Source organism: Marinomonas sp. TI.3.20 (genome assembly GCF_038155025.1).
In the GTDB taxonomy this organism is placed as follows: Bacteria; Pseudomonadota; Gammaproteobacteria; order Pseudomonadales; family Marinomonadaceae; genus Marinomonas; species Marinomonas flavescens.
In genome coordinates this window covers 121,999-137,440 of record NZ_JBAKAS010000005.1, presented here as the reverse complement: position 1 = coordinate 137,440, position 15,442 = coordinate 121,999, and the positions used below count along the sequence as shown (strand labels likewise).

General features: G+C 45.9%; 13 protein-coding genes. 8 read left to right on the top strand and 5 right to left on the bottom strand.

Going from position 1 to position 15,442, the window contains the following annotated elements; all coding sequences use genetic code 11:
* Window position 1 precedes the first annotated feature (1 nt).
* A complete protein-coding gene (locus V6259_RS07545) occupies window positions 2–634 on the bottom strand; it encodes a HutD/Ves family protein (protein WP_341584057.1) in 633 nt (210 codons plus the stop codon).
* Entirely contained in the window at window positions 624–2,033 is a 1,410-nt protein-coding gene (locus V6259_RS07540; protein WP_341584056.1) for a formimidoylglutamate deiminase, read from the bottom strand. The genes V6259_RS07545 and V6259_RS07540 overlap by 11 nt, the downstream gene beginning before the upstream one ends.
* A gap of 301 nt (window positions 2,034–2,334) precedes the next feature.
* Between V6259_RS07540 and hutU the strand changes: the two genes are divergently transcribed.
* The 5 genes from hutU (at window position 2,335) to V6259_RS07515 (ending at window position 9,091) form a co-directional block, all read left to right on the top strand.
* The gene (gene hutU, locus V6259_RS07535; RefSeq protein ID WP_341584055.1) at window positions 2,335–4,032 is read left to right on the top strand and encodes a urocanate hydratase; all 1,698 of its coding nucleotides are present in this window, start codon (window positions 2,335–2,337) and stop codon (window positions 4,030–4,032) included.
* A 60-nt stretch (window positions 4,033–4,092) separates the two neighbouring features.
* Entirely contained in the window at window positions 4,093–5,631 is a 1,539-nt protein-coding gene (gene hutH, locus V6259_RS07530) for a histidine ammonia-lyase (protein ID WP_133013216.1), read from the top strand.
* A gap of 15 nt (window positions 5,632–5,646) precedes the next feature.
* Window positions 5,647–6,870, top strand: a complete 1,224-nt coding sequence (gene hutI, locus V6259_RS07525) for an imidazolonepropionase (RefSeq protein ID WP_341584054.1) — start codon at window positions 5,647–5,649, stop codon at window positions 6,868–6,870.
* A complete protein-coding gene (gene hutG, locus V6259_RS07520) occupies window positions 6,863–7,693 on the top strand; it encodes an N-formylglutamate deformylase (protein WP_341584053.1) in 831 nt (276 codons plus the stop codon). Before hutI ends, hutG begins: the two co-directional genes overlap by 8 nt.
* A 429-nt stretch (window positions 7,694–8,122) precedes the next feature.
* Window positions 8,123–9,091, top strand: coding sequence for a sensor domain-containing diguanylate cyclase (locus tag V6259_RS07515; protein ID WP_341584052.1), 969 nt, complete (start codon window positions 8,123–8,125; stop codon window positions 9,089–9,091).
* A 125-nt stretch (window positions 9,092–9,216) separates the two neighbouring features.
* Here V6259_RS07515 and V6259_RS07510 read toward each other — a convergent pair whose 3' ends face one another.
* Entirely contained in the window at window positions 9,217–9,870 is a 654-nt protein-coding gene (locus tag V6259_RS07510; RefSeq protein WP_341584051.1) for a nitroreductase family protein, read from the bottom strand.
* 156 nt (window positions 9,871–10,026) lie between these two features.
* Here V6259_RS07510 and V6259_RS07505 point away from each other — a divergent pair, with 156 nt between their 5' ends.
* Window positions 10,027–10,977, top strand: a complete 951-nt coding sequence (locus tag V6259_RS07505) for a LysR family transcriptional regulator (RefSeq protein WP_133013211.1) — start codon at window positions 10,027–10,029, stop codon at window positions 10,975–10,977.
* An 18-nt stretch (window positions 10,978–10,995) separates the two neighbouring features.
* Here V6259_RS07505 and V6259_RS07500 read toward each other — a convergent pair whose 3' ends face one another.
* Window positions 10,996–11,895 carry a LysR substrate-binding domain-containing protein gene (locus V6259_RS07500; protein ID WP_341584050.1) on the bottom strand — a complete coding sequence of 300 codons (900 nt, stop codon included), beginning with the start codon at window positions 11,893–11,895 and terminating at the stop codon, window positions 10,996–10,998.
* A 121-nt stretch (window positions 11,896–12,016) separates the two neighbouring features.
* Here V6259_RS07500 and V6259_RS07495 point away from each other — a divergent pair, with 121 nt between their 5' ends.
* Together V6259_RS07495 and V6259_RS07490 are read left to right on the top strand one after the other, a co-directional pair.
* Window positions 12,017–13,177, top strand: coding sequence for a TauD/TfdA family dioxygenase (locus tag V6259_RS07495; RefSeq protein ID WP_341584049.1), 1,161 nt, complete (start codon window positions 12,017–12,019; stop codon window positions 13,175–13,177).
* 156 nt (window positions 13,178–13,333) lie between these two features.
* Window positions 13,334–14,572, top strand: a complete 1,239-nt coding sequence (locus tag V6259_RS07490; RefSeq protein WP_341584048.1) for an NAD(P)/FAD-dependent oxidoreductase — start codon at window positions 13,334–13,336, stop codon at window positions 14,570–14,572.
* 93 nt (window positions 14,573–14,665) lie between these two features.
* Here V6259_RS07490 and nfsA read toward each other — a convergent pair whose 3' ends face one another.
* Window positions 14,666–15,403 (bottom strand): oxygen-insensitive NADPH nitroreductase, encoded by a 738-nt coding sequence (nfsA, locus tag V6259_RS07485; RefSeq protein WP_133013207.1) that lies wholly within the window; start codon window positions 15,401–15,403, stop codon window positions 14,666–14,668.
* Window positions 15,404–15,442 lie beyond the last annotated feature (39 nt).

Here is a 15,442-nt window from a genome sequence, read left to right as displayed (position 1 = left end):
GTTAATGGTCTGCTATTTCGATCAAAATACCGCAGCCACTGATAAGCTGAATAGCGTCTAGATTAATAGCGTGCTGGCTGAGAAGCATCAAACTTTGTGAAGGAATCAAGAGTGTATTTGTTTCGCCTGTCTCATCTGCCTGAAACGCGACAATCGAATCTTCGTTGGCATAAAACCCTGTAAACAATGTTGCCTCATGAGCTAGTGATAAGAACGCTGGGGCAAAGCCTGCTTGTACGGACGAGCGACAATCACTGTCTCGCACCATGATGTTCAAATCTTCAATCACGCCATTGATGAGTCTGGCGTGGGTTTCATCGCCACCGGAAAATCTCGCCATATCGAGTAGCGTGGTCAGCTGATGCTCTGTGGTTTCATCGTTTTCAGAGCTCGCATTACGATGGCTAAGCAGCATGCCATTACCAGACAATAAAACCAGAGTACGATGCAAACCGCTGAAATCTGAAAATACGCCATCGTCTTTAACAGACGCTTGGCTAATGCGAAAACGCAAGCCTTGCTCATCGTCATGACGCTGTATTTCAAGCGTTTCTCCTAAGCCATTTTTCCATGGCATTCGCAGGTAACTATCTTGTTTAATAATTTGATAGTGAAGCGGAGTATTAAGCGTCATACATCACCTTTTTAATGATTTGAATAAAGGCACATCGGCTGGCTTCTTCCTCTTCGTGGTGGAAGTTTTTGATGCGCTGTTGGCCTGCCACGAATACGTCTTTTACTAGGTTTTCATTGGTCGCGAATAACCAGCGATTTAGTAAGTCTTTACTCTCGCTAGCGGCGATAAACGGCTGGCTTTCATCAAGCACCATAAAATCTGCGCGATGGCCAACGGCCAAGCCCAAAGACACATCACAGGCTTGATTGCCGCCTAATAATGCTTGCTGGTAGAGATTGTCGCCAACGCTGGTTTGCTCTGGTCGGTATAACCGGTTGCGTTGCTGATCGCGTAAGCGTTGGCCGTATTCTAGAGTACGTAGCTCTTCGACAATAGACAAGCTCACATGGCTGTCAGAGCCAATACCCCAGCGTCCTTGTTCTTGTTCAAACTCAACCCCAGGGAAAATACCGTCACCTAGGTTGGCCTCTGTGGTCGGACAAAGTCCGGCAATCGCTTGGCTGGTGGCGATGGCTTGGCGCTCGGTATCCGTTAAATGGGTCGCATGCACCAGACACCAGCGATCGTTCAAACCGATTTCGTTATGCAGCCATTCCACCGGACGCTGTCCGCTCCAACTCACGCTGTCTTGTACTTCTTTTTGTTGCTCTGCGATGTGAATGTGGATCGGACTTGTTTTGTGAGGCGTCGTATTGAGTGTCTGCAACACGGTGTCAATTTGTGACTTAGTGACCGCGCGTAATGAATGAAAGCAGATCCCTAACTTATGAGTCGCGTGATTGGCTAATTTTTCCGCGCACGCTTGGTGCAAGGTTAAATAAGAATCGGTGGAGTGAATAAAGCGTGCTTGCCCTGCGTTGGGGGCTTGCCCGCCAAAGCCTGAGTGGCTATAGAGTACCGGCAGCAAGGTTAATCCCATGCCTGCGTCATCAGCGGCACTGATGAGTTGATTCGACATTTCACCGAGCTGTCCATAATGCTTACCACCGATGTCGTGGTGTAAGTAATGAAACTCTCCGACTTGGGTATAGCCTGCTTTTAGCATGTCGATGTAGAGCTGCTTCGCAATAATGTGCGCATCGTCTGGAGTGAGTTTTTGGACGATTTTATACATCAGATCACGCCAACTCCAAAAACTATCGTTTGGGTTAAGGCTGACTTCTGCAGCGCCTGCCATGATCCGCTGGAAGGCGTGAGAGTGAACGTTGGCCATGGTCGGCAACACCGGCCCCGACAAAGTTGTGGCCTGATCGGTTGCTGCGCAGTTTGTTGAAAATGAATGAAATCGACCGTTTTTAACAGAAAAAAGCACATTATCCGCCCAACCTGATGGCAGTAAGGCGCGTTCCGCAAAGAAGTGTTGAAGGTCAGAATTGGCTTGATTAAGGCTGTTCACTGTTAATTCCTAGGTTAATTAGAATAGTTTGAGTGTAATAGATAAAATAATGTATATACAAGTTTGTTTTTGTCTGTTTTAAATCGACTTATTTATCAGCTGAATAGACTCCTTGTTTTATAAGGGATTGACGCGTTTTTTGGTGCTTTTCGTCCGAGTCTGAGTGTATTTTTCCGATGTTTTGTAGAAAAAAGACTTGCAACTATAAATGTTAGATTTTATCTTTATATTAATTGTATATACATGTAGGTTCTGTTTTATCTCAAGATGCCTAATTGGCTTTCTTTTAAAAGGTGCAAAAATGACTAAACAAACGATTACTCAAAAACGCTATCGTGCTGGTGTCGTTAAAGCTGCAACGGGTACAAAGCTGACGGCTAAATCTTGGTTCACCGAAGCGCCAATGCGCATGCTAATGAATAACCTAGATCCTGATGTAGCAGAAAACCCAGAAAACTTAGTCGTTTATGGTGGCATTGGTCGCGCCGCTCGTGACTGGGAAAGCTACGACAAAATCGTTGAATCCCTAACTGAGCTAGAAGATGACGAAACTTTATTGGTCCAGTCAGGTAAGCCGGTCGGCGTGTTTAAAACTCACAGCAACGCGCCACGGGTGCTGATTGCAAACTCAAACCTAGTGCCACATTGGGCTAACTGGGAACATTTTAATGAGTTGGATGTGAAAGGTTTGGCAATGTATGGCCAAATGACGGCGGGCTCTTGGATCTACATCGGTAGTCAGGGCATAGTACAAGGTACCTATGAAACTTTCGTTGAAGCGGGTCGTCAACATTACGATGGCAATTTAACCGGTCGTTGGGTATTAACAGCAGGGCTTGGTGGTATGGGTGGCGCTCAGCCATTGGCGGCGACCTTAGCCGGTGCGTGTTCATTGAACATTGAATGTCAGCAGACCAGCATCGATTTCCGTTTACGTACACGCTATGTGGATGAGCAAGCGACGGATTTAGACGACGCACTAGCGCGCATCAAAAAATACACAGCAGAAGGCAAAGCCGTATCGATTGCGCTTTGTGGTAATGCCGCTGAGATTTTGCCTGAAATGGTAAAACGCGGAGTACGCCCCGATATGGTGACCGACCAAACGTCTGCCCATGATCCTTTGAACGGTTATTTACCGATCGGCATGAGCTGGGATGAGTATCGTGAGAAGGCAAAAACACAGCCAAAAGAGGTAGTGACGGCCGCGAAGCAATCTATGGCGAAGCATGTTCAAGCGATGTTGGATTTTCAAAAAATAGGCATACCAACGTTTGACTACGGCAATAATATCCGCCAAATGGCGATGGAAGAAGGCGTAGAAAATGCGTTTGATTTCCCAGGTTTTGTGCCTGCGTACATTCGTCCGTTGTTCTGTCGCGGTATTGGTCCATTCCGTTGGGTAGCGTTATCTGGTGACCCAGAAGATATTTATAAAACCGATGCGAAAGTAAAAGAAGTGATTGCTGATGATAAACATCTTCATCATTGGTTAGACATGGCGCGTGAACGTATTCAGTTCCAAGGTCTTCCTGCGCGTATTTGTTGGGTTGGTTTAGGTCAGCGCGCGAAGCTTGGGTTGGCATTTAATGAGATGGTTCGCAGCGGTGAATTGTCAGCGCCTATTGTGATCGGCCGAGATCATTTGGATTCTGGTTCAGTAGCAAGCCCAAATCGAGAAACAGAAGCAATGCAGGACGGTTCTGATGCGGTATCGGATTGGCCATTATTGAACGCTTTGTTGAACACAGCCTCAGGCGCTACTTGGGTGTCTTTGCACCACGGCGGCGGCGTTGGCATGGGCTTCTCACAACATTCCGGTATGGTGATTGTGTGTGATGGCAGTGATGATGCGGCTGAGCGTATTGCTCGTGTTCTTCACAATGACCCAGCTACAGGCGTTATGCGTCACGCAGATGCGGGCTACGATATCGCGATTGACTGCGCGAAAGAGCAAGGCTTGAATTTGCCGATGATTACGGGCAACCAAACAAAATAAAAATCCTAGGCGTTGGTGCGAACAACATTGCAACGCAGAGAATTAAAATTAAGGATCATCATGTTTGAATTAATGATTAAACCAGGTCAGTTGACGCTAAATGAATTACGCCAAATCAGCCGTCGCTCGGTAAAGTTGAGCTTAGACGAAAGTTCGTTTCCTGCGATCCACGCAAGCACTCAAGTGGTCAATGACGTGATTGCAGAAAATCGTACCGTCTATGGGATTAATACTGGTTTTGGTTTGTTGGCAAATACCCGAATTGCACCAGAAGATTTGGATCAATTGCAACGCAGTATTGTTTTGTCTCATGCGGCGGGAATAGGCCAATTGATGGACGATAAAACCGTGAAACTGATCATGGCGCTGAAAGTAAACAGTCTAGCGCGAGGTTTTTCTGGTATTCGTTTAAAAGTAATCCAAGCCTTGCTAACGCTGATCAATAAAGAAGTGTATCCATGCATTCCAAAGAAAGGCTCAGTAGGCGCATCGGGCGATTTAGCGCCGTTGGCACACATGAGTACGATCTTGCTAGGAGAAGGCAAAGCCCGTTACCGTGGCGAAGTGATCTCAGGTCAAGCCGCTTTGTCTATTGCAGGACTTGAGCCGATTGCCTTGGCGCCAAAAGAAGGTTTGGCGCTGTTAAATGGTACTCAAGCATCGACGGCATTTGCCCTAGAAGGGCTGTTTGAAGCAGAAGATTTGTTTGCCTCAGCGGTAGTTTGTGGCTCTCTTTCTGTGGAAGCTGCACTGGGTAGTCGTAGTCCGTTTGATGATCGTATTCATCAAGCTCGTGGCCATCAAACACAAATTGATTCGGCGGCCGCGTATCGCCATTTATTGGGCGAAACCAGTGAACTGGGTGACTCTCATCAAGGTTGTGAGAAGGTTCAAGATCCGTATTCTCTGCGTTGTCAGCCACAAGTTATGGGTGCGTGTTTGGAACAAATTCGCAGCACAGCGAAAGTCTTGTGTGTTGAAGCCAACTCGGTGTCTGATAATCCATTGGTATTTGCAGAAAGTGGCGACATTATTTCTGGTGGTAACTTCCACGCCGAACCTGTTGCCATGGCGGCGGATAATTTGGCCTTGGCCATTGCCGAAATTGGCAGTTTGTCTGAGCGTCGTATGGCGCTATTGATCGACAGCAATTTAAGTAAATTACCGCCTTTTCTTGTGGACAATGGTGGCGTGAACTCAGGTTTTATGATCGCTCAAGTTACCGCAGCGGCATTGGCGAGTGAAAACAAAAGCTACGCACATCCAGCGTCAGTTGATAGTTTACCAACGTCGGCGAACCAAGAAGATCATGTTTCCATGGCGACATTCGCGGCACGCCGCTTGAAAGACATGGCGGAAAATACCCGTGGTATTTTGGCGGTTGAGATTTTGTCTGCGGTACAAGGATTGGACTTCCGTGCGCCATTGAAATCCACCAAACGTCTTGAAGAAGTTCGTGCCACATTGCGTGCGCGTGTGCCTTTTTACGATAAAGACCGCTATTTTGCGACCGACATTGAAAAAGCCAATGACCTGTTATTAGAAGCGGTGCATAACGAGATCATGCCAGCCGGTTTATTGCCAAGTCTGGCGGTTTAGGAAGAAGAGAAAGATATGACAAACGATACGCCATTAATACTAGATAGCCTGTGGCGCGGCGCGCACCTAGCGACGATGAAAGAGGGTCGTTACAGTGTGATTGAAAACGCCGCCATTGGTGTGGTTAATGGTCGCATCGCTTGGTTGGGCGAAGCCGACAAATTACCCGCTTATCAGACAGAACAAGAACACACTCTCGATGGTGGTTGGATCACGCCTGGTTTGATCGATTGTCACACGCACTTGGTGTTTGGTGGTAATCGAGCGGGCGAATTTGAGCAGCGTTTGAATGGCGTGAGTTATCAAGACATTGCCAAACAAGGCGGCGGGATAGCGTCGTCTGTGAACGCTACTCGTGCAGCCAGTGAAGCCGAATTGATGACCAGTGCAACGCGACGTTTAAAAAGCCTGATGGCGGATGGTGTGACTACCGTCGAAATCAAATCGGGCTATGGTTTGTCATTAGACAGCGAATTAAAAATGCTGCGAGTGGCAACGCTATTGGGGCAGCAATTTCCAGTGACCATTAAGCGAACTTGTTTGGCAGCTCATGCCATGCCGCCAGAATATGACGATAAAGATGCCTACATTGATTATCTATGTGAGACACTATTGCCGAAAGTGGCCGCTTTGGGTCTTGCTGATGCGGTCGATGCGTTTTGTGAAGGCATTGCCTTTAGTACTGAGCAGGTTGAACGTTATTTCCAAAAAGCCCGTGAGCTAGACTTGCCGGTTAAGATCCATGCGGAGCAGCTTTCGGCATTAGGTGGCACGAGGATGGCGGCGTCTTATCAGGCGTTGTCAGCGGATCACTTGGAGTTTATGGAAGAGGCGGATGTAAAAGCCATGGCTGAATCAGGCACTGTGGCTGTGTTGTTACCGGGGGCGTTTTACACCTTGAAAGAAACCCAATTGCCGCCGATGGATTTATTACGTCAATATGGCGTAGACATCGCTATTGCCACGGACGCGAACCCAGGCACATCGCCTGCGCTGTCGTTGCGTTTGATGATGAACATGGCGTGCACCTTATTTGGTATGACACCTGAAGCAGCACTCGCAGGAGCAACGATTCATGCGGCAAAAGCCTTGGGGATCGGTGACTCCCATGGCTCTTTAGAAGTGGGCAAAGTGGCCGACTTCGTCTGCTGGGATGTGGAAAGTCCTGGTGAACTTTGTTATTGGTTAGGTGGGCAATTAGTAAAACAACGTATCCAACACGGAGTATCCCATGAGTAATGTAGAGCTTCAGCCTGTTCATAATCGGATTGAATCGCCTTTTGAGTTCCATCAAGGGGATTCGCCGCTGTTAATTAGTATGCCTCACTCTGGACTGCGCTTAACAGCGACAGAAGAGGAATTACTGACCGACAAAGCGAAACGCTTGCCGGATACTGACTGGTACATTCCAGAGCTTTATGGTGATTTAGCGGCACGGGGTGTGAGTGTGATCTCAGCGAATTATTCACGCTATGTCATTGACCTTAATCGCCCTTATGACGATGCCGCGTTATACGCAAGCAAGACAACGGGCTTGTTTCCAGAGATCTTGTTTGATGAAAGCCCGACGTTTTTGGCAGGAAAAGAGCCAACCGATGTCCATCATGCGCTATGCAAAGAACAGATCTGGCGCCCATATCATCAGCAAATTGAAGATGAGTTAGCGCGTATTAAAGCGAAATTTGGTTATGCTATTTTGCTGGATGCACACAGCATCGCCGCCGAAGTGCCTATGTTGTTTGAAGGCAAATTACCAGACTTTAACTGGGGCACCAATGCCGGTGAGTCTTGTGATCCTGCGGTATTAAAAAGCGCTCAAGCGTGTTTATCAACAGACTATAGTCAAGTCGCCAATGGCCGCTTCAAAGGGGGCTACATCACCCGAGGCTTTGGCCAACCAGCCAAAGGTATTCATGCGATTCAGCTAGAGCTTTCGCAAGCCACTTACCTCAATGATGAGCTAGTAAAGCAAGGCCAATACCTACTGGATGAACACAAACTACCCGTGATCCAGACACCGCTTAGTACGCTGGTGGACGCTTTGTTGAGAGTTAAGCTTTAGTTAGCTTTTATCTCTTTCTATTATGAGCTGAATTTTTTTATGTTGAGCTCTCTCTCTATTGTTAATAAACAAAAACGCCTGTCTTGTAAAAGACGGGCGTTTTTATTGACCGTCGTTGACTGTAGATAGATTCATCTTCCACCAGACCTTCTCGCCAAGGCGAATTTGGCTTTTTGGTTAAGTGGGTTTTCTATATTTTCTAAAAATAGGTCTTGATTAGGGCCTTTTTCAAAAGCTTACAATTCTGAATAGTGATGTTGTTAAGGCTGTACTAGGCTTACATACAGTGTGTTTTTTGATGCGACGCTATTGTGTGTTTAGCGGTATAAAGAATAAAAGCCATGACCCGTTTAACTGGCTGATTTTCACCGTATTGGGTTGATCTACCAAGGGTTAATAGAGCGATTTTTTAGGATAAGGAAGCTTTACGTGGAAGAGTCAGATGATTTTTTGAGATTAATTCTAGACTCGGTTGCAGAGAATATTGCGGTGATTGATGTGTGTGGAGATATCCGTTTTATTAATCGCAGTTGGGCTCAGTTTGGTAATGATAATGCTTGCTCCGTCGCGCTTGATTGGAATAAGGTGAATTACCTTGCTGTTTGCGATAGCGCTGCATTGGCAGGGGATGAATTTGGGATTCAAGCAGGGGCAGGGATTAAAAGTGTTATCGATCAAAAAGAGGCGTATTTCAATTTAGAATACCCTTGTCACAGTGCTGACGAACAGCGTTGGTTTATCATGCGAGTGTCTCCTTTTGCGCTTAAACAAGAGCGCTTTTTTGTTATTTCCCATCAGGATGTTACCGAGAGGAAACTGGCTGAAAAAGCGGTGGAAAAGCTGGCGCGTCGAGATGGCCTGACCAACATTTATAACCGACGGGCGTTTGATGAGATTTTGAGTGAACAATGGCAGCAATGTTTAACCCTGAAGCAGTCGATAAGTTTGGCGGTGATCGACCTAGACCATTTTAAATTGCTCAACGATAATTATGGTCATCAAAGTGGGGATGATTGTTTAATCGCGGTGAGTTCATTGTTAAAAAACTTTGCTCGACGCACGGGCGATGTCTGTGCCCGCTATGGTGGAGAAGAGTTTGCGGTTATTTGGAGTTATACGACCTTGCTGGAGGCTGAGGTGTTGTCCAAGGCGTTGCTGGAGGAAATTCGTCAGCTAAAAATACTCAATGAATGCTCGCCTATTGCGCCGTATTTGACCGCCAGCATTGGTTTAGTGGAGATGACACCGAATCGGCTTTTGGAGCCCAGAGACTTGATAGCACAAGCGGATGATCTGCTTTATAAAGCCAAAGAAAGCGGTCGAAATAAAGTGGTCAGTTTTATTGTCTCTCCGTCCGATTCAGTTTCTGCCCTTTTAGAAAGTAATAGCCAGAACTAGAACTAGAACAAGATTAGACGGTTTTTTGTGTCATAAAACGCCCATAAAAAAAGCAAACCAAATTCATGGTTTGCTTTTTTTGACTATCTAGCTTCAGCTAATAAGTGCAATACTTGATGGCAGTATTACAGAACAGTCATAACGTCTGCTAGTGCTAGACGAGATTTTGGTAGCGCGGCATTGTAGTCGTTTTCTGGATCGTTATAACCCATCGCTAATGCAACGTCGCACTGGTAGCCTTCAAGTTCAGGGAACAATTCACTGATAAGTTCGTGATCAACGCCTTCCATAGGTGTGGAGTCGATGCCCATGCGAGCTAGCGTTGTCATTGTGCTACCCAGCGCAATGTATGTTTGTGCTCTTGTCCAAGGAGCGTTGATGCCTTTATCGTCTGTGTTCATGTCAACGAAAGCGAAAGCGCCAAAAGCTTGTTCTTTGTTTTCTGCTTTAGTGCGGCCTGCTTGGATGTCGGCGTCGATTACTTTTGAGTAATCATCACGTGTGTACTGTTTTTTCTGAGCGAAAAGAATAGTGTGTGACGCGGCTTTAGCGTGTTTTTGGTTGAACTGGAATTTGTTTGCAAAAGTATCGTGGAAACGTTGTTTCGCTTCGTCACTTTCAATCACAATGAATTTCCAAGGTTGTGAATTGATAGAAGACGGAGATAGGCGAATCGCTTCGTAAATAGTCTCTAAATCCGCTTGTGAAATGCGTTTAGAGGCATCGTAATGTTTTACAGTGTGACGTTTTTCTAATTCAGTAATGATCTGGTTTGACATGTTTGCTTCCCTAAAAAGAAATAGCTTGGCGTTTACCAAGTAAGATGGCGCTATAGTAACGCTTCTTTATCGAATGAAAAACATGGTTTTTATTGAATTATTATCAATTCTTATTTGATAATCTTTTCATGACATTTTTATGAGAAAGGCGGAATTATGCAACTTGAAGATCTCCGAGTGGTATTGAACGTTGCGGAGTTCCGTAGCATTACGGCCGCGGCGCGACACCTCGATATGCAAATGGCCACAGCCAGCGCCGCGGTGAAACGAATTGAAGCGTCATTAGGGGTGGAATTGTTTGTGCGGACGACACGGCATTTGCGTTTATCGAGTGCTGGGGAGCGATATTTGCCACAATGCGCAGAGGCATTATCGTTACTTGAGCAAGCCAAGCAAACTATCCATAACGATCTAGATATTATTAGTGGTGAGATTCGTATTGCTGTCTCATCCGATTTAGGTCGCAACCTTGCGATTCCTTGGATTGACGATTTTATGGTGCAGCATCCACAAGTGACGCTGAGAGCACACATCAGCGACAGTAATATCGATTTCTATCGGGATGCCTTGGATATGGCGCTGCGCTATGGGCCGCCTGCGGATTCGAATTTGTATGGTTTTAAAATTTGTAATGTGCCGCGCTTGCTGGTGGCCAGTCCAGACTATATTGATCAGCACGACATGCCATTACAGCCAAAGGATCTCTTGAGCCACAAGGGGTTGTTTTACCAGCTGCAAGACATTCTAAACGACACATGGCGCTTCTCTGATAACGAGCGTAGCTACAAGGTGAAACCTAAAGCGTATTGTGCTGCAAACGATGGTGATCTAGTGAGGCGTTGGTGTATCGCAGGAAAAGGTGTAGCGATTAAATCCTCGCTAGATATTACTAATGATCTGCTAACGGGTCGTCTTTTGCCATTGATGCAGGATTATAAAGTTGCTCAAGGCGAGCTTTGGTTAATTTGTTCTAGCCGCCAGTCAATTACACCGACAGTGCGCCTCCTTAGAGACTTATTTCGAGAACAAACCAAAGTTCTGCTCACGCAATTGGTAGAAAAAGGCTTTATCGACAGCAGCGCATTGGAAGAAACCAAAGATAAATAGCCTTTTCATTACAGAGTGTTAGGAGACATTGATAGCGACGATTCTTAGTTCTTCAAGCAGCCAGTCGCGAAAAACCGTGGCGGATTTAGACAGCGGTTTGCCTTCAGGAAAGGCAAGGAAGTAATTGTCTTCTGTGGGCAACTGAACCTTGAAAGGAGAGCATAATGTGTCTTCAAACTCTTCTCCGATAAAGAAATCTGGGTAAGCGAGCATCACGCCAAGTCCGGATGTTACCATTTGGGTTGCGGCGGTTAGGGTGTCTACCTTGTGGCACACGACCTTGCTATCGTCCATGTCGATGCCTACTTTTTCAAACCATTGAGACCAAGAGTGGCTACTGCCCATGACTTCAATGAGTGGTAATGAAAGGAGGTCATTAGGCGAGTCGATATGTTTGGCAAGGTTAGGCGAGCAAAAGGCCTGCACATTGGCTTGCAGCAGAGCCTCTAAGTTCAGTCCGGGCCAGCGACCATTGCCATTCATGATAGACAAGTCGTAGCTGCTTTCAGAAAAATCGCTTTCCCAATTCGAGTGCATTAATTGCAGCCTAATCCCCGGATAACGTGCGCAAAACTTATAAAGGTGATGGGTTAGCCAGAGCGACGAAAAAGCGTAATTCACATTCAATACTAAGCGGCCTTTTCCAATGGGAGAAAAAATATCTGCCGTTTTGCGCTGCACATTATTCAACACGCCTTGTACCACAGGAAGATACGCGAGCCCACTATTCGTGAGGCTGACTTTTCTGTGTTTTCGAATAAACAAGGGATCGCCTAAATGATGCTCGAGTAGCTTAATCTGCTGGCTAACAGCGGATTGTGTCATGTTGAGTTCACGCGCCGCCGCACTAAAATTCAGCAGGCGAGCAGCCACTTCAAAGGTTTTGACCCAGTTCATGGGAGGAAGGTCTGTTTTCATACTGATCCATCACAATTGCTTATCAACTTTGTCAAAATATGTTGTTTGAATAAAAAATACAATAGATCTAGCATGGTCCTATGATTTGAGTCGATGAATTTTTTGCCCTCAGGAGCGCTCCATGATCGCCAATATTAGCCATTCAAATAGCCGGCTTACCAATAGACGAATAGCGTCAGTTCAACAGGAAGAACACAGCTTAACGGTTACGTGGGATGATGGCTCAGAGTCTCTTTATCACTATATTTGGCTAAGAGACAATTGCTCTTCTGCGTTTCATTCTGATACACAAGAGCGAGATTTTGACTTGTTGAGTGTGAGTGAAGACATTCATCCGTTGAGTGTTCAGATTGGTGAGATGAGTCTGGATATTATCTGGTCAGAAGGCGGGCATAAAAGCGCTTTTTTATGGTCGTGGCTCCATGAACATGACTATTCTCGTGTGGATCAAGTACGCCATATTAGTGGTTATCAAAGCTGGGATTCGTCCTTTCTTCAGAGCATTCCACGAGCCCATTATGACGCCGTGATTAGTGATGATAAGGCGCTGTATCAGTGGATGGTGGCGCTAGATAAGCTTGGCTTAACCATTATTGAAGGCATGCCAGACACCACTGAATCGACTGTGTCGTTGGCAACTCGTATAGATTATTTGCGTCAGACAAATTTTGGCACCACGTTTGATGTAGTATCTGTTGAGTCTCCCATTAATTTGGCTTACACCTCGATTTCCTTACCACTTCACACGGATTTGCCCAATCAGGAAACCCCACCGGGTTACCAGTTTTTACATTGCCTAGCCAATGAATGCGAAGGCGGAGAGTCCACGTTTGTTGATGGCTTACGAGTGGCTGAAGAGTTGCGTGAACAGTGCCCCGATCACTTTACGTTATTGTCCGAGCAAGTCATTCCTTTTCGTTACCATGATCAAGAGCAGGATATTCGCCAACACCATAGCGTGATCAACGTCGATGATTTCGGCAATATTGTTGAAGTGAAATACAACGCACATATCGCCGCAGTTTTTGACTTACCCAGTGACATTATGCGTGATTATTACCTTGCTTATCGTAACCTGATGGCACGTTTTCGTGATGAGCGCTTTAAAATCGAGCTCAAATTACAAGCGGGCCAAATGGTGGTGTTTGATAACCGACGCGTGCTGCACGGGCGTAACAAATTTGAAGACACCAGCGGTCGCCGTCATTTACATGGTTGTTATGTTGATCGTTCTGAATTCAAAAGCCGCTTACGGGTGCTTGCTCAACAGCATGGGTCGTAATGGACATGGTTAAAACGCTACGAATGCACCAAATCACCAATATTGTCGGATGGAAATAGGAATTTCAGGTTGAAGTCTATAGCGTGATGTAGGAATGTATAACGATAGTAAAAATACAATGATTTAAATACGCTGGAATAATATCGAGGTCGCGATATGGCAGATTTTCTTGTTCTTGGTGCGGGAATGGTCGGTGTAAGTAGCGCTTTGGCGCTGCAGGCAGAAGGGCACACAGTGACGATAATAGATCGGACTGATGCAGGCTGTGAAACCAGTTATGGTAATGCTGGTATTATTCAGGTTGAGGCGGCAGAACCTTACGCTTTACCAAGAGATTTATTAACGTTGTTTCGGTATTCATTAGAAATCAGTAATGATGTGACTTGGCGAGTAGGTGGTGCATTGAAAATGGCCCCCGCTCTTTGGTCGTATTTTCGGCATTCATCCCCTCAGAAACATGCGAAAATCTCTCACATTTACTCTCAATTAACGGGTCGTTCTACAGCAGATCATGCTGACTTAATTCGCGATTCTAAATCAGAGCATCTTATCGAACGTAATGGTTTAGCGATGCTTTATCGTGAGCCTGAGGCGTTTGAGAAAGCAACGAAAAAAGCGGCCTTTTTAGACAGTGAGTATGGTGTCACTTCACGTATTATCGATGGTAAAAGCTATCGCCAAGAAGAGCCTGCTTTAACGGCAGATCCTGCTGGTGTGGTGCATTTTGACCAGAGTTGGAGCTGTCATTCTCCGGGTGATTTAACTAAGGCTTACTGTGACTTATTTTTATCTCGTGGCGGAAGGTTTGTTTCAGGTGACGCAAATACACTGAAACATACGGTTTCAGGCTGGCAGGTTTTAACCAATGAAGGTGATTTGCACGCAGAGAACGTGGTGGTTGCTTTAGGTCCTTGGTCACCTGAATTGCTGAAACGTTTTGGTTACAAAATCCCGATGATTTATAAACGTGGTTATCATGGGCATTTTGATACACAAGCTTCTCTGATTCGTCCTTTTCTTGATGTGGAAAATGGTGTGTTGGCTGCACCAATGACGAAAGGCTTGCGAGTAACAACAGGCGCAGCTTTGGTGCCAATGGACTCGCCAATAGAAATTAGCCAGTTGGCGCGCGGTACTAAGGCGTTAAATGAAATAATGGACCTAGGTAAAAAGGTTGACGAGCCACAGTGGATGGGAACGCGACCTTGTATGCCGGATATGTTACCGCTGGTGGGAGCCGCTCCCAACCATACTGGATTATGGTTTCATTTTGGGCATGGTCATCAAGGCTTTACTCTTGGTCCAACCACGTCAGATTTGTTGGTCAAAGCAATGGCGGGTGAATCGAATGAGTTGATTGATGCGCTTTCTCCAATGAATAGGCTAAATCACTAGCTTTAACATGGTGCTTTAGTAAGCAAGTAATAAAAAAGCGCGACAGGGTGAGTCGCGCTTTTTGGTATGAATAAGGGTAATTTTCTAGTGTTTTTAGCGTTTTAGAAAACCGCGTTCTTGTAAGAATCCTAGCATGTGCTCACGTTTCTTTTTCTGTACGGCTGCGGCCGTTTGCTCTGACCAGTTGCTAACTTTTTGGTTGTCGCCACGACTTTGGTAATACGCCTCCATTTGGTTGTCATACGCTTTGACATCAGCTTCGCAACGAGAAGCATCGTAACGGTCGGTATGAAGGATTACGTCTACTGGTAGGCGAGGTTTTACATCCGGCTCGGCATCAGGGTAACCAAGGCAAAGTCCAAAGACAGGATAAACCTGTTCAGGTAAGGCAAGCAGCTCAGAGACTTGTGCTGGGTCATTACGAATGCCGCCGATAAAAACAGCCCCAAGGCCAACAGATTCCGCTGCTAGCATTAGGTTTTGTGCCATTAAGGCCGCATCAACCGTAGCCGCTAGAAAGTGCTCAGCGTAACCTTCAAGAGCGCCAAGACCTTGCTCTACACAGGCATATTCTACTCGACTTAGATCCGCACAAATCACTAAAAACTCAGGCGCGGATTCTACCCATTTTTGGCCGCCTGCTAAGGTGGCGATCTTCTTGCGGTTTTCGCTGTTGGTGACTTGTACTAATGAATAGGCTTGGATAAAACTAGAGGAGGCGGCTCCTTGTGCACTATGAATCAGTTCATGTAATAGCGTTGGTTCAATGTCTTTATTCAGATACTTACGAATGGATTTGTGGGCTAATTGAGCGTCAATAATAGGGTTCATAGTGGTATTACCTTGGGAATGATAGGGTCAGATAGTAAT